General features: G+C 69.8%; 16 protein-coding genes. 5 read left to right on the top strand and 11 right to left on the bottom strand.

Annotated elements, in window-relative coordinates; genetic code table 11:
- Nucleotides 1–11: 11 nt before the first annotated feature.
- Nucleotides 12–359 carry a hypothetical protein gene (locus tag JKJ07_RS09240; RefSeq protein WP_307834235.1) on the top strand — a complete coding sequence of 116 codons (348 nt, stop codon included), beginning with the start codon at nt 12–14 and terminating at the stop codon, nt 357–359.
- Between the two features lie 56 nt (nt 360–415).
- Nucleotides 416–748: a DUF6518 family protein gene (locus tag JKJ07_RS09235; RefSeq protein ID WP_236028687.1), complete on the top strand. Its 333-nt coding sequence runs from the start codon at nt 416–418 to the stop codon at nt 746–748.
- A 284-nt stretch (nt 749–1,032) separates the two neighbouring features.
- Here the strand turns inward: JKJ07_RS09235 and JKJ07_RS09230 are convergent, their stop codons facing one another.
- The 4 genes from JKJ07_RS09230 to JKJ07_RS09215 all read right to left on the bottom strand — a co-directional run bounded on the left by JKJ07_RS09230 (nt 1,033) and on the right by JKJ07_RS09215 (nt 3,470).
- Nucleotides 1,033–1,548 (bottom strand): 2'-5' RNA ligase family protein, encoded by a 516-nt coding sequence (locus tag JKJ07_RS09230; protein WP_202990911.1) that lies wholly within the window; start codon nt 1,546–1,548, stop codon nt 1,033–1,035.
- On the bottom strand, nt 1,549–2,346 hold the full coding sequence (locus tag JKJ07_RS09225) for an adhesin (RefSeq protein WP_202990909.1): 798 nt from the start codon (nt 2,344–2,346) through the stop codon (nt 1,549–1,551). It lies immediately after the preceding gene.
- Nucleotides 2,347–2,439: 93 nt separating this feature from the next.
- Nucleotides 2,440–2,970 carry a peptide deformylase gene (gene def, locus JKJ07_RS09220; RefSeq protein WP_202990907.1) on the bottom strand — a complete coding sequence of 177 codons (531 nt, stop codon included), beginning with the start codon at nt 2,968–2,970 and terminating at the stop codon, nt 2,440–2,442.
- Complete coding sequence (locus JKJ07_RS09215) at nt 2,967–3,470, bottom strand: glycine cleavage system transcriptional repressor (RefSeq protein WP_202990905.1); 504 nt, start codon at nt 3,468–3,470, stop codon at nt 2,967–2,969. Before JKJ07_RS09215 ends, def begins: the two co-directional genes overlap by 4 nt.
- A gap of 21 nt (nt 3,471–3,491) precedes the next feature.
- Between JKJ07_RS09215 and JKJ07_RS09210 the strand changes: the two genes are divergently transcribed.
- From JKJ07_RS09210 to JKJ07_RS09200, 3 genes are all read left to right on the top strand, one after another.
- Nucleotides 3,492–4,388, top strand: a complete 897-nt coding sequence (locus JKJ07_RS09210; protein ID WP_202990903.1) for an iron-sulfur binding domain-containing protein — start codon at nt 3,492–3,494, stop codon at nt 4,386–4,388.
- A 128-nt stretch (nt 4,389–4,516) separates the two neighbouring features.
- The gene (locus tag JKJ07_RS09205; RefSeq protein ID WP_202990901.1) at nt 4,517–7,012 is read left to right on the top strand and encodes an alpha-L-arabinofuranosidase family protein; all 2,496 of its coding nucleotides are present in this window, start codon (nt 4,517–4,519) and stop codon (nt 7,010–7,012) included.
- Complete coding sequence (locus JKJ07_RS09200) at nt 7,012–8,391, top strand: glycoside hydrolase family 43 protein (RefSeq protein WP_202990899.1); 1,380 nt, start codon at nt 7,012–7,014, stop codon at nt 8,389–8,391. Before JKJ07_RS09205 ends, JKJ07_RS09200 begins: the two co-directional genes overlap by 1 nt.
- Before the next feature lie 105 nt (nt 8,392–8,496).
- On the opposite strand, the gene JKJ07_RS09195 is transcribed toward JKJ07_RS09200, so the two are convergent.
- The 7 genes from JKJ07_RS09195 to JKJ07_RS09165 all read right to left on the bottom strand — a co-directional run bounded on the left by JKJ07_RS09195 (nt 8,497) and on the right by JKJ07_RS09165 (nt 17,706).
- Nucleotides 8,497–11,019 carry an ATP-dependent Clp protease ATP-binding subunit gene (locus JKJ07_RS09195; RefSeq protein ID WP_202990897.1) on the bottom strand — a complete coding sequence of 841 codons (2,523 nt, stop codon included), beginning with the start codon at nt 11,017–11,019 and terminating at the stop codon, nt 8,497–8,499.
- A gap of 350 nt (nt 11,020–11,369) precedes the next feature.
- Nucleotides 11,370–11,726, bottom strand: coding sequence for a histone-like nucleoid-structuring protein Lsr2 (locus JKJ07_RS09190; RefSeq protein WP_202990895.1), 357 nt, complete (start codon nt 11,724–11,726; stop codon nt 11,370–11,372).
- Between the two features lie 149 nt (nt 11,727–11,875).
- Nucleotides 11,876–13,384, bottom strand: a complete 1,509-nt coding sequence (gene lysS / locus JKJ07_RS09185) for a lysine--tRNA ligase (RefSeq protein ID WP_202990893.1) — start codon at nt 13,382–13,384, stop codon at nt 11,876–11,878.
- Nucleotides 13,385–13,439: 55 nt separating this feature from the next.
- Nucleotides 13,440–14,198, bottom strand: coding sequence for a type III pantothenate kinase (locus JKJ07_RS09180; protein WP_202990891.1), 759 nt, complete (start codon nt 14,196–14,198; stop codon nt 13,440–13,442).
- A 30-nt stretch (nt 14,199–14,228) separates the two neighbouring features.
- The gene (gene nadC / locus JKJ07_RS09175; protein ID WP_202990889.1) at nt 14,229–15,080 is read right to left on the bottom strand and encodes a carboxylating nicotinate-nucleotide diphosphorylase; all 852 of its coding nucleotides are present in this window, start codon (nt 15,078–15,080) and stop codon (nt 14,229–14,231) included.
- Nucleotides 15,081–15,094: 14 nt separating this feature from the next.
- Nucleotides 15,095–16,738 carry an L-aspartate oxidase gene (locus tag JKJ07_RS09170; protein ID WP_202990887.1) on the bottom strand — a complete coding sequence of 548 codons (1,644 nt, stop codon included), beginning with the start codon at nt 16,736–16,738 and terminating at the stop codon, nt 15,095–15,097.
- A gap of 62 nt (nt 16,739–16,800) precedes the next feature.
- Nucleotides 16,801–17,706 (bottom strand): septum formation family protein, encoded by a 906-nt coding sequence (locus JKJ07_RS09165; protein WP_307834185.1) that lies wholly within the window; start codon nt 17,704–17,706, stop codon nt 16,801–16,803.
- Between the last annotated feature and the right edge of the window lie 94 nt (nt 17,707–17,800).

Genomic DNA, 17,800 nt, shown 5'->3' with positions numbered 1-17,800 from the left:
TCTTGCCGCTGGTGGTGCGGGCCGCCGTGGCGGTCTTCGCCTACGGCACGGTGGTGCACGTCTTTCAGCTGGCCACGGGCGGTTATCCGGGCATGCCGGGGTGGCTGGCGACCTATTTCGTCTCGTTGACCTTCCTCGACGCGCTGGCCGCGGTCCTGCTGCTGCGCCAGCCCGTCGTGGGGCTTTATCTGGGCGGCCTCATCCTGGTGACCGACGCGGCGGCGAACTTCTACGCCAACTACGTCGTCGACACCTCGCCGGGGGTGACCGCGGGGCGCATCGGCCAGGCGGTGATCACCCTGCTAGCCGTGGGGCTGGTCGTCCTGACTCCGCGCACGGCGCGGGCCCTGCGCGGCTAGGGCGGCATTTCAAAGACAGCACGGCGGCACTTCAAAGACGGCAGAGCGGCACTTCAATGACGGCAGGGCGGCGCTTACCGGGGGTCGCGGGGGCGGTGTTCGGGGCGGCCGGTGTGATCGCTCGGAGACCGGGCCGGCTGCGGACGGCGGCGATGGGCATGCCCGGCGCCGTCCTGTTCGCCGAGGCCGTGATCCAGCTGCGCCGCATCGGTGATCCCTCGTATGACAACGCCGGTCAGGTGGGGTCCGGCGCGGTCCTGATCGGCCTGGGCATCCTGATCACTTTGTGGGTCGGCCGTTCCTGGGCGCAGCGTGCCCTGGCCCTGGTGATCGCGCTGCCCTTGACCGCGATCGGCTGGGTCCTGCTGACCGCCACCGGGTTCCGCTGACGGCGAGCCGCGGTCAGCCGAAATGAGCCGGATCTAGCCGCAAGGGAGCCGGGCCGAGGTGAAGGGTGCCGGGCCGAGGTGAAGGGTGCCGGGCCGAGGTGAAACGGCGCCGGGCCGAGGTGAAACGGCGCCGGGCCGAGGTGAAAGGGCGCCGGGTCCAGGCGAGAGAGAGGCCAGCGCCAGGCGGGGGAAAGCCGAGGCCAGGCGGGAGGAAGCCGGGACCAGGCGGGGAGAAAGCCGAGGCCAGGCGGGAGGGAAGCCGGCCAGGTTGGAGGGAGCCGGGGTCAGGTGAGGGGTATGTCGATGTTGTTGGCGTGGTCGGCCAGGCCGGCGCCGGTCACGGTTGCCCGCAGCGGCAGGATTTCGAGGCAGCGGCGCACGGCGTGGCCCATCTGCGGGTTGGGCACGCGCATCGAGACCGTGCAGTGCGGCACCCAGCGGCCCGGCTCGTAGAGCTCCCACGTCTCGACGCCCGCGGCCGCCAGCCGTTCGTGCACCGCGGCGTGGTGGGTCAGCAGCTCGGCCGTCGGGGTGACCCCCAGCCACAGCACCCGCCCGACGAACTGGCCCACGAAATCCATGCTCAGCGTCAGCCCCCGACCGACCGCCAGGCCGTCCAGGGCCTCGACGACCGCTTCCGGGGCGAGCGTGCGGGCCGCGGCCAGCGAGACGTGCGGGCGGTGCTTGTCGTTGAGCAGCGACTTCATCGTCGGGATGCCCTCGTCCTCGAGGGCACGCCACAACGTCCGGACCCGGCGTGTGGCGTCGACGTCCAGATAGAGCTCGAGCGCGGCGACCACTCAGGCCGTGATGGTCAGCGTGACCGGGTTGCTCACCAGCGTGCCGAGCCGGGCCCGCAGCTCGAACTGGCCGGGCGGCGGGTTGGGACCGGTCGGCGAGCCGCCGGCGCAGCTGCTCGACTGGCGGCCGTTCCAGGTGACCTTGTATGTCAGCTCCTGGCCCGGCGGGAGCTGCCGGACGTCGCCGCCCTTGGCCGTGCTGCACGTGTCGGACGACCAGTATTTGCGGCCGCCCTGGTCGATGTAGAGCTCCTGCGGATCGGCGCCGACGTCGCGGGAACACGTACGCTGGCTGTTGTTCTTGATCTTGAGCTCGAGCTGGACCGACTGGCCGCGCTTGAGGTTGGTCGACGACGGGATCGGGGTGACCGCCAGCTCGCCGTCGGCGCAGGAGCCGTCGGCCGGCGCGGTGACGTTGTTGTTCTGCCCGTCGGCGCCCGTGCCGGTGCCCGTACCAGTGCCTGTGCCCGTCCCGGTGCCACCGGTCGGCGGCAGCGTGTCGGTCGACCCGTCGTCGCCGCCGGACGGCTGCGACTGGAGGTCGCCGGGGGCCGGGAGCGACGGCCCGTTGTTGCCGGGCCGGCCGTCGAGGAACGGCTCGGACGAACCGGGCTCGGGCGTCGGGTATTGCGACGAGCTCGACGTCGGCGTCTGCCCCTGTTTCTGGCCCTTGTTGTCGTCGTCGCCGCCGGAGCACGAGACGAACAGCACGATGATGCCGAGCAGCACTGCGCCCAGCACGACTGCACGACGCCGCCAGTAGACGGCGGAAGGAAGGGGACCAACCGTCGATCGCATAGTGGGGCCCACGGTAAACCCGCGCGCCCGCGAGTCGGCCGCGACGCGCCGGGGTTATGCGACACCGGCTCACAACAAAAGAGCCGGAATGAGTCAGAGGTAGACCTTACGCTGGTAGATCGCGTGTGCCCCGGCGACACGATCGAGAAAAAGCTTTCCGGCGCAGTGGTCGATCTCGTGTTGCAGCGCCCGCGCCTCGAACGCATCGGTCGTGACGGTGACCTCTTCGCCGCTGCCGGGCAGGGTCGCGGCGACCACCACGCGTCCGGCCCGCTTCACGTCGCCGGTCAGGTCGGGCACCGACATGCAGCCCTCGCGCCCGGCCTTCCAGCGGCTGGCCTCGATCACTTTGGCGTTGCAGAGCACGAACGTGCCGTGCGTGGTGGCGGCCTTGGGGTGGCCGGTGACGTCGACCGCGAAGAGCTGCACCCCCACCCCGACCTGCGGGGCGGCCAGGCCGACGCAGCCGGGCGAGACCCGCATGGTCGCGACCAGGTCGGCGGCGAGTTGCACGATCGCCGGGTCGGCCGGGTCGACCTCGTCGCCGATCGAGCTGAGCACCGTGGCGGGCGCGCTGACGACCGGGAGGACGTTGCCCTCCGGCCCGTCCCAGGTGATCGTCACAGGAGCTCCGACTCGGCGCGCCGCAGGGTCACCTCGACGCCCAGCTCGGCCGCGGCCACCGCCAGCTGCTCGGCGAGCTCGTCGGCGGCCCCGCCCGGCAGGTCGACCTCGGCGATCAGCACATAGAGGGTGCCGCTCAGACGTGTACTCAAATCGGTGATGTTTCCGCCGGCCACCGCGACCACCCGGGTCACCGCCGCGACGATGCCGAGCCGATCGGCGCCGTGGACACTCACCACGTACGGCTCGCCGTTGTCCTTTTTGTCAGACTCGGGGGCGACCTCCCGGACCTCGATCACCACGTCCTCGAGCGGCGACAGCGCCTCGCGTGCCTCCACCAGAGAGGGCCCGTTGCAGATCAGGGTCATCGTGAAGTGTCCCCGCAGGCGGGTCATGGTGGAGTCGGTCAGGTTGGCCCCGACTCCGGCCAGCGCCTCGGCCACGTTGGCGACGATGCTGGGGCGGTCGGGACCGATGACGGTGATGGCGAGCTCATGCACCCGCTTAGAGTAAGACCTGCCATGACTCTCGCCGATGACGCCATCACGTGGTTTGTCCAGAATGCCCGCGACCTGCCCTGGCGGCAGCCCGACACGACAGCCTGGGGTGTGCTGGTCAGCGAGGTGATGCTGCAGCAGACCCCAGTCGTCCGGGTCGAACCCCATTGGCGCTCCTGGATGACCCGCTGGCCCACCCCGGCCGACCTGGCCGCCGACCCGCCCGCCGAGGCGATCCGCATGTGGGGCCGGCTGGGCTATCCGCGCCGGGCCATGCGGCTGCACGCCTGCGCGGTGGCCATGGTCGAGCGGCACGACGGCCAAGTGCCGTCCGATCTCGACCAGCTGCTGGCGCTGCCGGGCGTGGGCACCTACACCGGACGGGCGGTGGCCACCTTCGCGTACGGGCAGCGCCACCCCGTGGTCGACACGAACGTCCGCCGGGTGGTGTCGCGGGCCGTCGAGGGCAAGCCCGACGCGGGTCCCAACACCACCGCCGCCGACCTGGTGGCGATGGCCGAACTGCTGCCCGACGAGCCGGCCCGGGCCGCCCGCGCGAGCATCGCCTTCATGGAGCTGGGCGCGCTGGTCTGCGTGGCCCGCTCGCCGCGCTGCCACGAGTGCCCGTTCGAGGAGGTCTGTGCCTGGCGGCTGAACGGCTCGCCCGCGCTCGAGGGGCCGAGCCGCAAACCGCAGCGGTACGCCGGAACCGATCGCCAGGTGCGCGGCCTGCTGCTCGAGGTGCTGCGCCACGCGACCGCCCCGGTGCCCCGCCAGCGCCTCGACGAGGTGTGGAACGACGACGTGCAACGGGCCCGCGCGCTGGCCGGGCTGGTCGAGGACGGCCTGGTCGAGCCGCTGGGCGCGGACGTCTTCGTGCTCGCCGGTGACGCGCCGCGCGTACCTCCGCAAGCTCTCTGAGACCCCTGGCCTTCCCTCGGTGTTGGCTTTATGGTGAACGCTAACATCGACCACTTTCACGCTTTCTGGTGCGACAACGATGCCACCGGTCGCGCACCGAGGAGAGCGCGAACAAGGGGAGGACCCTCGTGGCCCGCTTCCGATCCCGCACGGCCGGCGCCGTTGCCGCCCTGGCCGCCCTACCTTTGGCGGTCGCCCCACCGGCCGCCGCCGCACCCACCCCCGACTACACGATCACCGTCGACCCGGCCCGGCCGGGCGCGGCGATCGGCGACCAGATGTACGGCGTGTTCTTCGAGGACATCAACTACGCGGCCGACGGCGGGCTCTACGCCGAGCTGGTCCGCAACCGCTCCTTCGAGTTCCAGGCCGCGGACAACCGCGCATACACCGGGCTGACCGGCTGGACCGCGACCGGCACGGCCACCACCGTCGACGATTCCGAACGGCTCAATGAGCGCAACCGCACCTACCTGCGGCTGACCGGCCCGAGCAGCGTCACCAACGCCGGCTACAACAGCGGCGTCGCGGTCTCGCGCGGGGCGGCGTACGACTTCTCGATCTGGGCCCGCAGCGACACCCCGGGGCCCCTGACCATCTCGTTGGCGACGGCCGACGGCACCGCGCTGGCCGCCCCGCTCAAGATCAACGTCAAGAGCAACACCTGGTCCCGGTACGCGGGCACGCTGCGCGCCACGAGCACCAGCGACGCCGGGCGGCTCTCGGTGTCGGCGACCGGCGCCGGCACGCATCGGCTCGACATGGTGTCGCTGCTCCCGCGGGACACCTACAAGGGCCACGGCCTGCGCAAGGACCTCGCCGAGAAGGTCGCGGCCCTGCGCCCCGGCTTCGTCCGCTTCCCCGGCGGGTGCCTGGTCAACACCGGCAGCCACTACGCGTACGACGCCGCGTCGGGCTTCCCGCGCGCCCGCTCGTATCAGTGGAAGGACACGGTCGGTCCGGTCGAGACCCGGGCCACCAACGCGAACTTCTGGGGCTACAACCAGAGCTACGGGCTCGGCTACTACGAGTATTTCCAGTTCAGTGAGGACATCGGCGCGGCCCCGCTGCCCGTGGTGCCGGCGCTGGTCACCGGCTGCGGGCAGAACCGCGCGACCGACGACCCGGCCCTGCTGCAGCGGCACATCCAGGACACGCTCGACCTGATCGAGTTCGCCAACGGCCCGGCCACCTCGACATGGGGCAAGCTGCGGGCGCAGATGGGCCACCCCAAGCCGTTCGGCCTGACCATGGTCGCCGTCGGCAACGAGGAGAACCTGCCCGACGAATACTTCGCCAACTTCCTCAAGTTCCGCGACGCGATCAAGGCGAAATACCCGGCCATCACCGTGATCAGCAACTCCGGGCCGGACGACATGGGCGTCACCTTCGACAGCCTGTGGGCCAAGAACAAAGCCGCGGGCACCGAGATGGTCGACGAGCACTACTACAACAGCCCGAACTGGTTCCTGCAGAACAACGACCGCTACGACTCGTACGACCGCAGGGGCCCGAAGGTGTTCCTCGGCGAATACGCGTCGCAGGACGCCAAGTTCTTCAACTCGCTCTCCGAGGCCGCCTACATGACCGGGCTCGAGCGCAACGCCGACGTGGTCAAGATGGCCTCGTACGCCCCGCTGTTCGCCAACATCGACAACGTGCAGTGGCGGCCCGACCTGATCTGGTTCGACAACGACGAGTCGTGGGGCTCGACCAGCTATCAGATGCAGAAGCTGTTCATGACCAACGTCGGCGACCGGGTCGTGCCGTCCACGGTGACCGGCGGCCGGGTCGTGCAGCCGAAGCCGATCACCGGCCGAGTCGGGCTCTCCACGTGGCGTACGGCGGCCAAGTATGACGACCTCAAGGTGACCACGCGGGACGGGACAGTGCTGCTGGCGGACGACTTCAACGACGGCAACGCGGACGGCTGGACGCCGATCGAGAACCGTGGCACGTGGACGGTCACCGACGGGGCGTACGCGCAGACCGACGTCGCGGCCGAGAACACCATGGTCGCCGCGGCCACCGACATCACCGCGACCGACTACGACATCACCGTCAAGGCCACCAAGACGGCCGGCGACGAAGGCTTCCTCATCCCGTTCGGGATCAAGGACTCGGGCACCTGGTACTGGTGGAACCTGGGCGGCTGGAACAACACCCAGGGCGCGATCGAGAAGGCAACCGGGTCGTCCGCGGCCAAGGAACAGCTGCTCACCCGGCCCGACACGGTCAACACCGGGCAGACGTACGACCTGAGGATCGAGGTTCGCGGCACGAAGGTCACCCTGTTCCGCGACGGCGAGCAGTGGGGCAGCTTCGACGACAACCAGGTCACCGAGTCCTTCGCCCAGGTCGTCACGCGCGACCAGCGTACGGGGGAACTGATCGTGAAAATCGTCAACGCGTCGACCGAGGCCGCGCTGACCAAGGTCGACCTCGGCGGGCTCCGGGTGGGGTCCACCGGCCGGATGACCGTCCTCGCCGGTGAGCCGGGCGAGCAGAACACCCGCTCGGCCGAGCCGATCCTGCCGGTCACCTCGACCGTTCGCGGCCTGGGCTCGACCTTCACCCGCGAGTTCCCGGCCAGTTCCGTGACGTTCCTGCGTTTGGAGAACTGATGAAGAGGCGCACTCTGCTGGCCACCGCGGCCGGCGCCGGTGTGGCGGGGCTGTCCGGGGCGGGCGCCGCCAAGGCCGCCGAACCGCGTACGGATGCCGAGATCTATGGCGTGCCGACCGTGCAGCCGCTGGTCACGCAGCGGGCCGACCCGTTCATCACGCCGCGCACCAACGGCATGTTCTACTTCACCGGCTCGGTGCCCGAATACGACCGGATCGCCCTGCGCGGCGCGTCCACCCTGGCCGGGCTGTCCGGGGCGGCCGAGACGGTGATCTGGCGGCGCCCGGCGAGCGGCAAGATGGCCGGGCACATCTGGGCGCCCGAGCTGCACCGCATCGACGGCAAGTGGTACGTCTACTTCGCGGCCGGCGACTCCGACGACGTGTTCCGCATCCGGACGTACGTGCTCGAGTCCCCGCTGGCCGACCCGCTCGACCCGAGCGGCTGGCAGCTCAAGACCCAGCTGATGACCGAATGGGACGGCTTCACGCTCGACGCCACGACGTTCGCCCACCGCGGCCGGCGTTATCTGGTGTGGGCGCAGAGCGAGCCCGAGATCGCCGTCAACACGAGCCTCTACATCGCCCGGATGGGCACGCCGTGGTCGCTCGCGACCAAGCCGACCCGGATCACGACGCCGACCCGGGAGTGGGAGATCCAGGGTTACCGGGTCAACGAGGGGCCGGCCGTGCTGATCCGCAACGGCCGGGTGTTCCTGACCTTCTCAGCCAGTGCCACCGACGCGCGCTACTGCATGGGCCTGCTCACGGCGGACGCGGACGCCGACCTGCTCCGGCGCGAGTCGTGGGTGAAGACGCCCGACCCGATCTTCGTGACCAACGCGGCGACCGCACGCTACGGACCGGGACACAACTCGTTCACCGTGGCCGAGGACGGGCGGACCGACGTGCTGGTCTACCACGCCCGCGACTACCGCGACATCACCGGCGACCCGCTCTACGACCCCAACCGGCACGCGCGGGTGCAGCGCCTCTACTGGCATCCGGACGGCACCCCGCTGTTCGGCGTGCCGGTGGGTGACGGCGGGCCGATCGTGCGGATCTCCCCCGCGGACCGGCCGAACGACTTTCTCCACCACGCCGAGGCCGGCGCGCTGGCCGTCGTACGGGCTCCCCGCGACCTGGCCGCCACGCAGTTCCGCTTCGAGGCCCGCGACGACGGCACCGAGGTGGTGCGCTCAGTCGACCGTCCCGACCAGTTCATCGGGACCGGCCTGACCCTCGGGACCACTCCCCTGGCGTTCCGCCGCGAGAGCACCCGTACGGGTATCAAGCTGCGCACCGACGGCGGCTACCTGCGGGTCTCGGGCTCGACGGTTTCCCTCGGCTCGACCGGGACCGTGTTGCGGCTGAGCTGACCCCGAACCCCGCGCACGTAGTCCCCCCGCTGCGTGCGCGGGCCCCACATGCGGAACGGCCCGGCTGCGACGTGCGCAGCCGGGCCGTTTCCCCTTGCTTGTGCCTTACTCCTCGGTGGCCGTGGCCCCGAGGTCGGCCGGAACCGCGTCGGGAACCGCGACCCCCCGGTCGGCGCCGGTGAAGGTCAGCTTCGACTTCTCGACGTTCTCCGGGTCGCCCTCGCAGTCCACCACCACGATCTGGCCGGGGCGCAGCTCGTTGAAGAGGATCTGCTCGGACAGGGTGTCCTCGAGGTCGCGCTGGATCGTGCGACGCAGCGGGCGAGCACCCAGCACCGGGTCGAAGCCCTTCTTGGCCAGGTACTTCTTCGCGTTGTCGGTCAGCTCGAGACCCATGTCCTTGTTCTTGAGCTGGCCCTCGATGCGCGAGGTGAAGATGTCGACGATCTGCAGGATCTCGTCCTGGCGGAGCTGGTGGAAGACGATCGTGTCGTCGATGCGGTTCAGGAACTCCGGGCGGAAGTGCTGCTTCAGCTCGTCGTTGACCTTGACCTTCATCCGGTCGTAGTTGCTCTCGACGTCCTCCGAGGCCTGGAAGCCCAGGGAGACCGCCTTGGCCACGTCCCGCGTGCCGAGGTTGGTGGTCAGGATGATGACCGTGTTCTTGAAGTCCACGATCCGGCCCTGACCGTCGGTCAGGCGGCCGTCCTCCAGGATCTGCAGGAGGGTGTTGAAGACGTCCGGGTGGGCCTTCTCGATCTCGTCGAAGAGGACCACGGAGAACGGCTTGCGGCGCACCTTCTCGGTCAGCTGGCCGCCCTCGTCGTAGCCGACGTAACCGGGAGGGGCACCGACGAGGCGGGACACCGTGTAGCGGTCGTGGAACTCGGACATGTCGAGCTGGATCAGCGCGTCTTCCGAGCCGAAGAGGAACTCGGCCAGCGCCTTGCTGAGCTCGGTCTTACCGACGCCGGACGGGCCGGCGAAGATGAACGAGCCGGACGGGCGCTTCGGGTCCTTCAGGCCGGCCCGCGTGCGCCGGATCGCCTTGGAGACGGCCTTGACCGCGTCCTCCTGGCCGATGACCCGCTTGTGCAGCTCATCCTCCATGCGGAGCAGGCGGGAGGTCTCCTCCTCGGTCAGCTTGTAGACCGGGATGCCGGTCCAGTTGCCCAGGACCTCGGCGATCTGCTCGTCGTCGACCTCGGACACGACGTCGAGGTCGCCGGCCTTCCACTCCTTCTCCCGCTGCGCCTTCTGGCCCAGCAGCTGCTTCTCCTTGTCACGCAGCTGCGCGGCCCGCTCGAAGTCCTGCGCGTCGATCGCGGACTCCTTGTCGCGGCGCACCTGGGCGATGCGCTCGTCGAAGTCGCGGAGGTCCGGCGGCGCGGTCATCCGGCGGATGCGCATCCGGGCGCCGGCCTCGTCGATCAGGTCGATCGCCTTGTCGGGCAGGAAGCGGTCGGAGATGTAGCGGTCGGCCAGCGTCGCCGCCGCGACCAGGGCCGCGTCGGTGATGCTGATCCGGTGGTGAGCCTCGTAGCGGTCGCGCAGACCCTTGAGGATCTCGATGGTGTGCGCCAGCGACGGCTCGCCGACCTGGATGGGCTGGAAGCGGCGCTCGAGAGCGGCGTCCTTCTCCAGGTGCTTGCGGTATTCGTCGAGCGTGGTCGCGCCGATGGTCTGCAGCTCGCCGCGGGCCAGCATCGGCTTGAGGATGCTCGCCGCGTCGATCGCGCCCTCGGCGGCACCCGCGCCGACCAGGGTGTGGATCTCGTCGATGAACAGGATGATGTCGCCCCGGGTGCGGATCTCCTTGAGCACCTTCTTGAGGCGCTCCTCGAAGTCACCGCGGTAACGGGAACCGGCGACCAGCGCACCGAGGTCGAGCGTGTAGAGCTGCTTGTCCTTGAGCGTCTCGGGCACCTCGCCCTTGACGATCGACTGGGACAGACCCTCGACGACCGCGGTCTTGCCGACGCCCGGCTCACCGATGAGGACCGGGTTGTTCTTGGTGCGGCGGGACAGCACCTGCATGACCCGCTCGATTTCCTTCTCGCGCCCGATGACCGGGTCGAGCTTGCCCTCGCGGGCGGCCTGGGTCAGGTTGCGACCGAACTGGTCGAGCACCAGTGACGTCGACGGCGCGGCCTCGCCCGCCGCCGCGCCGGCCGCGGCCGGCTCCTTGCCCTGATAGCCCGAGAGCAGCTGGATGACCTGCTGACGCACCCGGTTGAGGTCGGCGCCCAGCTTCACCAGGACCTGGGCGGCGACGCCCTCACCCTCGCGGATCAGGCCGAGCAGGATGTGCTCGGTGCCGATGTAGTTGTGGCCGAGCTGCAGCGCCTCGCGCAGCGACAGCTCGAGAACCTTCTTGGCGCGGGGCGTGAACGGGATGTGCCCGCTCGGCGCCTGCTGACCCTGGCCGATGATCTCCTCGACCTGCTGCCGCACTCCCTCGAGAGAGATGCCCAGGCTCTCCAGAGCCTTGGCGGCGACGCCCTCACCCTCATGGATCAGGCCGAGCAGGATGTGCTCGGTCCCGATGTAGTTGTGGTTGAGCATCCGGGCCTCTTCTTGGGCCAGGACGACAACCCGTCGCGCTCGGTCGGTGAACCGCTCGAACATGCCCTCGTGCTCCTCACGTGCCGTGCGCCAATGACTGGCGGGGCCAGCGCACGGGCATCGGTGATACCCGTACTCGTAACTCTATCGCCGCCGGGTGGTCCTGCTGGGCCCTCGCGGTCCCTTGAAACCTTCCGCAACGTTGATTAAGCCAACTTCGCACGCTCAGAGGGTGTTCCCCCAGCAGTACGGCTACGCGGACAGCGAAATCGGGGATCCGTTGTCCACAGGCTGTGGACAACGTTGTCCCCACCTGTGGATAACCCTACGGCCGCGCGCCGAAGATCGAGCGAAAAGCACCGAGCCCGCCGCACAGTGTGCGGCGGGCTCGGTCGAGTCGAACGGGCGGTCGATCAGTTGCGACCCGGCCCCTTGGCGTGGAACTCGTCCACGATCTCCTGCGGGATACGACCCCGGTCGGAGATGTCCTTGCCGGCCTTCTTGGCCCACTCGCGGATCGCCTTGTTCTGCTCCCGGTCGGCGGTGGCGCCGCCACGACCGCGAGCGGCCCGGCCCCCCACAACCACTCCGCCGCGAGCGACCTTGGCCCCGGCCTCCACGTACGGGTCGAACAGCTCCCGCAATTTGGCGGCGTTCTTCTCCGACAGGTCGATCTCGTACTGAATCCCGTCGAGAGCGAACTTCACCGTCTCGTCGGCGTCGCCCCCGTCGATGTCATCGACCAGCTTGTGAATGATCTGCTTGGCCACGCGCGGTAATCCTCCCGAACACAGGTTCTGCCCCACAGCAACGCACAGACAATAACGCCAAGGCGCAGTCGTCCGTCAATGGCGGTCCGAACATTTCCGCGTTTTTGGATTGGATCGGGTCCCGATCGTTACTCCGGACCGGCCAGTCGTTACTCCGGACGGACCAGCGGGAAGAGGATCGTTTCGCGAATACCGAGGCCGGTGAGCGCCATCAGAAGCCGGTCGATTCCCATTCCCATGCCACCGGACGGCGGCATTCCGTACTCCATGGCCCGAAGGAAATCCTCGTCCAGCTGCATCGCCTCGGCGTCGCCGCCGGCCGCCAGCAACGACTGGGCGAGCAGCCGGTCGCGCTGCACGACCGGGTCGACCAGTTCGGAATAGGCGGTCGCCAGCTCGAAGCCCCGGACGTAGAGATCCCACTTCTCGGTCAGGCCCGGGGTTTCCCGGTGGGCCCGGGTCAGCGGGGCGGTCTCTTCGGGATAATCCCGCACAAATGTCGGCGCCTGCAGGGTGTGCTGCACCAGGTGCTCGAACAGCTCCTCGACGAGCTTGCCGGGACCCCACTTCGGATCGACGGAAAGGTCGTGCTTTTCGGCATACCGCTGGAGTTGCGCGATATCGGTCGACGGCGTCACTTCTTCACCGAGCGCGTCGGAGAGCGAACCATAGAGCGTCACCGACGCCCACTCGCCGCCGAGATCCAACTCGGTGCCGTCGAAGTGCGTCACTACGTGTGAGCCGGCGACTGCGAACGCCGCTTCCTGAATCCACTCGCGCGTCTGCTGTTGCATGACGTTGTAGTCCGCGTACGCCTGGTAAGCCTCGAGCATCGCGAACTCCGGCGAGTGGGTGGAGTCCATACCCTCATTGCGGAAGTTGCGGTTGATCTCGAAGACGCGGTCGATGCCGCCGACGACGGCCCGCTTCAAAAACAGTTCCGGCGCGATCCGCAGATAGAGATCGGTGTCGAGAGCGTTGCTGTGCGTCACAAACGGACGGGCCGTGGCGCCGCCGTGCAGCAACTGCAACATTGGCGTTTCGACCTCGAGGAAATTGCGGCGGAACAGCGACTCGCGCAGACTGCGCACGACCGTGGCCCGGGTGCGCACGGTGTCTCGCGCCTGCGGGCGGACGATCAGATCCACGTACCGCTGGCGGACCCGCGTCTCCTCCGAGAGCGGCTTGTGCGCCACCGGGAGCGGGCGCAGGGCCTTGGCGCTCATCGCCCACGAGTCGGCCAGCACGGACAGCTCGCCGCGGCGGCTGGTGATCACCTCGCCGGTGACCGAGACGATGTCGCCCAGGTCGACGAGCTGCTTCCAGTCGGCCAGCCGCTCCTCGCCGACCTTGGCCAGCGAGAGCATGGCTTGGATCTCGGTGCCGTCGCCGTCGCGCAGGGTGGCGAAGCACAGCTTGCCGCCGTTGCGGATGAAGATGAGCCGGCCGGCCACCGACACCTGGTCGCCCGTGGCCGTGTCGGTCGCCAGCTCGGCGTACTGCTCGCGGACCTGCTTCAGCGTCGCCGTCCGAGCGACGTTCACCGGATAGGGGGACACCCCTTCGGCGAGCATCCGGTCCCGCTTCGACCGGCGGACCCGCATCTGCTCGGGAAGGTCCTCGGCGGGATCAGGGACGGGCACATTCTGCTCGGTCACGGCATGACTCTCTGTACGAAATGAATGGAGGCCGGTAAAGCCTACTCAGGCGCGCCTAGACGTTCCGCTCATATACCATCCGCAGGCCGATCAGCGTGATCATCGGCTCGTGCGCGGTGATCGTCTTGCACTCGTCCTTGACCAGCCAGGCCAGGCCGCCGGTGGCGATGACCGCCTTGACCGGCCCGATCTCGTCGATCATGCGGGTCACGATGCCGTCGACCTGGCCGGCGAACCCGAAATACATGCCGGACTGCAGGCACTCGACGGTGTTCTTGCCGATCACCGACTTGGGCTTGGCCGGCTCGACCTTGCGCAGCTGGGCGGCCCGGGCGGCCAGCGCGTCGAACGAGATCTCGATGCCCGGCGCGAACGCCCCGCCCAGGAACTCGCCCCGCTCGCTGATCACGTCGAAGTTGGTGGTGGTGCCGAAGTCGACCACGATCGACGGACCGCCGTAGAGGGCGTGCGCGGCCAGGGTGTTGACCACCCGGTCGGCGCCGACCTCCTTGGGGTTGTCGATGGCCAGCTGCACCCCGGTCTTCACGCCCGGCTCGACGACCACGTTGGGCAGATCGCCGTAGTAGCGAGCCAGCATCGTGCGCAGGCTGCGCAGCGCGGCCGGCACGGTCGAGCACGCCGCGACGCCGGTGATCTCGACCGCGTCGCCGGCCAGCAGGCCGCGGAACATCAGCCCGAGCTCGTCCGCCGTGGACCGGGCGTCGGTCTTGATCCGCCAGTTGTGCACGAGCTTGTCGCCGTCGAAGGTCGCCAGCACTGTGTTCGTGTTGCCGATGTCGATGCAGAGCAGCACGGGAAACCCTTTGTCTCGGGCGCCCGGCGGTCAGCGGGGGCGCAGGTCCATGGCGATGTCGAGAATGGGGGACGAGTGGGTCAGGCCGCCGACCGAGAGATAGTCGACCCCGGTGGCGGCGTAATCCGAAACTGTCTCCAAGCGTAGGTTGCCGGTCGCCTCGAGCTCGGCCCGGTCACCCACCTCGGCCACGACCTCGCGCAGCCGGTCGGGCGGCATGTTGTCGCAGAGCAGGAACGTCGCCCCGGCCTCGACCGCCTCGACCGCCTCGGCCACCGTGGTCACCTCGACCTGCACCGGCACCTCGGGGAAGGTCTCGCGGACGAGCCGGAAGGCGGCGGTGATGCTGCCCGCGGCCAGCTTGTGGTTGTCCTTGATCATGGCCACGTCGTACAGGCCCATGCGCTTGTTGGTGCCGCCGCCGACGCGTACGGCGTATTTCTCGAGGTAGCGCAGGCCGGGCGTGGTCTTGCGGGTGTCGAGCACGGTGGCCTTCGTGCCGGCCAGCGCGTCGGCCCAGCGGCGGGTGTGAGTGGCCACGCCGGACATGCGGCTGAGCAGGTTGAGCGCCGTACGCTCGCCGGTCAGCAGGGCCCGGGTGGGACCGGTGATCACGGCCAGCACGTCGCCGCGCGTGACCCGGTCGCCCTCGGCCACGCTCTGCTCGAAGGAGGCCTGGTGGCCCGACGTGTCGTTGAAGACGATCGCGGCCACCGGCAGCCCGGCGACCACCCCGTCGGCCCGCGCCACCAGCTCGGCCGTGTCGACCTGGCCGGCCGGGATCGTGGCCTCGCTGGTCACGTCGTGCGGCGGCGAGCCGAGATCCTCGGCCAGCGCGGTGCGGACGATCATTTCGACCTCGGCGACGTCGAGCTCGTTCATGGTTCCCCCTGTGGTCAGGCCATCTCTTCGAAGGACTGTGCAAGCCGGGTCTCGCCGTCGAGAGTGTGCAGCAGGTGGCCGCGCCACTCGTCCTCGGCGACCGGGAAGTCATCGCGCCAGTGGCAGCCGCGCGTCTCGCGACGGGTGCGGGCCGCCGCGACCAGGACGGCCGCGACGGTGAGCAGATTTGTCGCCTCCCAGGCGGCATTGCGCGGGGTGTCGCGCAGCTCGGCCAGGCGGCTCAGCTCCTTGGCCGTGGCATCCAGCGAGCCGGCCGAGCGCAGCACCCCGGCGCCCCGGGTCATCGCGCGCTGCAGCTCGGGCCGCACGTCGGGGCTGACGACCCAGCCGGGCTCGCCGCTCGGGGGCGCGGGGTCGGACTGCGGGGGCAGCTCGCGGGCGATGTCGTCGGCGATCCGCTTGGCGAAGACCAGGCCCTCGAGCAAGGAATTGCTGGCCAGGCGGTTCGCGCCGTGCACGCCGGTGCAGGCGACCTCGCCGCACGCGTACAGGCCGGGAATGCTCGTGCGGCCCCGCAGGTCGGTGCGGACGCCGCCGGAGGCGTAGTGGGCGGCCGGGGCGACCGGGATCAGCTCGGTCGCCGGGTCGACACCGGCCGCGCGGGTGGACGCCACAATCGTCGGGAAGCGCTGCTCGAGGAACGCGCCGCCGAGGTGCCGGGCGTCCAGATAGACGTGGTCGGCGCCGGTGGACCGCAGCACCCGGTGGATGCCCTTGGCCACCACGTCGCGCGGGGCCAGCTCGGCCAGCTCGTGCTGCCCGACCATGAACCGTTTGCCGGTCTCGTCGACCAGGTGGGCGCCCTCGCCGCGCAGCGCCTCGGAGATCAGCGGCCGCTGCACCGAGGTGACGCCGGCGGTGACGAACGAGGTCGGGTGGAACTGCACGAACTCGACGTCGGTGACCACCGCGCCGGCCCGCAGCGCGAGGGCCACGCCGTCGCCGGTCGACACCGCCGGGTTGGTCGTGGACGAATAGATTTGGCCCATGCCGCCGGTGGCCAGCACGACCGCGCGGGCCAAGATCGCGCCGACACCGTCCTCGCTGCCCTCGCCCAGCACGTGCAGGGTGAGCCCGCAGGCCCGGCCGCCGGCGTCGCGCAGCAGGTCGAGCACCAGCGCGTGCTCGACCAGGCGGATCCACGGGTCGCGGTGCACCGCCTCGTGCAGGGCGCGCTGCACCTCGGCGCCGGTCGCGTCGCCGCCCGCGTGCACGATCCGGTCGGCCCGGTGCCCGCCCTCGCGGGTCAGCATCAGCGAGCCGTCGGCGTTGCGGTCGAAGGCGGCACCCCGGCGGATCAACTCCCGTACGCGGGCCGGACCTTCCTCGACCAGAACCCGTACGGCCTCGGGGTCGCACAGACCGACGCCGGCGACCTCGGTGTCGTGAGCGTGCGCGGCCGGGGTGTCGAGCGGGTCGAGCACCGCCGCGATGCCGCCCTGGGCCCACCGGGTCGAGCCGTCGTCGATGTTGACCTTGGTGACCACGGTGACGTGCAGACCCTGCTCCCGCAGGTGCAGCGCGGCGGTCAGCCCGGCCACGCCGGAACCCACGACCAGCACGTCGGTGGTCTCGCTCCAGCCCGGCTCGGACGCGGCGAGCCGGCGGGGCAACTCCGGAAGGTCGGCGACATACATCCGCTCAGTACACTCCGCCGTCGCGACACCACGTGGCCGGGGTCGGACATTCGTGGTCACCGTTACTTGTACTGAACGGGAAGGCTCTTGACGCCCTTGCCGCGCAGCGTCGCCGTCAGTTGCACGCCGTCCAGCCAGAGATAACAGCGCACGCCCCGATCGCCCTGCGCCCAGACGTCCGCGCCACCGGGCAGCGAGACCACGCCCGTACGGTATTGCAGGTCGCCGTCCTTGGGCACGCCGACGAAGTCCGCGATCAGGTTGCGGCAGCCGTCGTGGAACTTCGCCCAGGTGGCATCGTCGTCGGGATAGTCGAGATCTTTGGCGTACCAGACCCCGGCGAACTCGCCGTTGTGCTTGGCCCCGCAGCCCACCGCGGGCATGGTGGCGATGGCGCCGTTGCCGTCGAGCTGGATGGCGTAACAGGTGAGGAGCACGTCGGAGCTGCCGTCGGCGAGCACGTCACGCAGGCTGCCCTCGCGCTGCACCAGGCCGCCGTCGTCCTCGACCGAGTTGAGCTCGAGCACCTCGCAGCGGAACCAGCGGGCGCCACCGCTCCAGGCCGCCTCGGTCGGGCGGGTCACGCCGATCCACAGCCGCGCGTTGCGCCACGGTCCGCCCACGAACGTCGTCGTCTTCTGATCACAGATCGAATACGCCGTACGGGCACCGGCCGAACCGTCGGCGGGCGGGACGTCGGCGTCCGCGGCCGGCGACTCGTACGTGCCGACGAACACGGTCTCGGTGCGGTGCTTGCCCGCGCAGTCGACCTCCTCGTACGTGCCGCGGGGGCCGACGGGGTTGAAGTTGGCGTTGTGGCAGGTGCCCTCGTTGGGCTCGAAGCCGGAGGCCGGGGCCAGCACGCCCCACCCGTTGGTCAGGTCGCCGTCGACGCCGCCCGGCTTCCCGCAGCCCGCGACGAGCAGCACTGCGGCCAGGACGGCGGCGATCCCGGCGCGTCGTGGCACGACGTTTCGCCCAGGGCCAAGCCGGTGTCGCATGAACTACGCCTTCCCCACGCGCCGCCGATGTCCGATTTCAGATCATATGGTGATCGAAAAC

The sequence above is a fragment of the Paractinoplanes lichenicola genome (assembly GCF_016785085.1).
GTDB classification, from domain to species: domain Bacteria; phylum Actinomycetota; class Actinomycetes; order Mycobacteriales; family Micromonosporaceae; genus Actinoplanes; species Actinoplanes lichenicola.
Note: the sequence above shows the minus strand (reverse complement) of the source record. Positions and strands in the feature narration are given on the sequence as shown.